The organism is Halorubrum persicum (assembly GCF_002727125.1).
Taxonomy (GTDB): Archaea; Halobacteriota; Halobacteria; order Halobacteriales; family Haloferacaceae; genus Halorubrum; species Halorubrum persicum.
The window spans coordinates 1-579 of the sequence record NZ_NHOA01000105.1 but is presented as its reverse complement, the minus strand read 5'-3'; the positions used below and the strand labels follow the sequence as shown (position 1 = coordinate 579).

General features: G+C 72.5%; 1 pseudogene. It reads right to left on the bottom strand.

Annotation, left to right across the window (positions count from 1 at the left end):
* Positions 1-579: pseudogene (locus DJ69_RS12060) on the bottom strand (RsmB/NOP family class I SAM-dependent RNA methyltransferase); the annotation flags it as partial.

The following is a 579-nucleotide window of genomic DNA, read 5'->3' as shown; positions in this document are numbered from 1 at the left end:
CCGGCGACGGCGTGGACGTGATCGAGCGTCCACTGGTCGACCACGTCCGGGTTCTTGCGGCAGGTACCCTCACAGGAGCAGGGGGCGTCGACGAGGGCGCGGTCGAACTCGTCGAACGCGAGCGGCTTCGTCGAGAAGTTGCGCGCGTCCTGGTTCGTGACGATCGCGTTCGTGATTCCGAGGCGCTCGGCGTTGTGCCGGAGCGCGGAGAGCCGCCCGAGGTTGTTGTCGTTGGCGACGACCGTCCCCTCGTCGTCCATGGCGTCGGCGATCTGGGTGGTCTTGCTCCCGGGCGCCGCGCAGGCGTCCCAGACGCGCTCGCCGGGCCGCGGATCGAGCGCGAGCCCCGGCAGCACCGACACCTCCTCCTGCCCGTGGGTCCAGCCGTGGACGTACGGCCAGTTCCCGCCGGGGTTGCCGTCCGGAAGCCGGAAGAGGCCGTCGTGCCAGTCGACGGGCTCGTACGCCACCCCCTCGTCGTCGAAGGCCTCGCGGACGCGGGCCGGCGAGGCCGCCATCTCGTTCACGCGGACGACCGACGGCAGCGACCGGTCACAGGCCGCGCGGAACGCCGCCGCG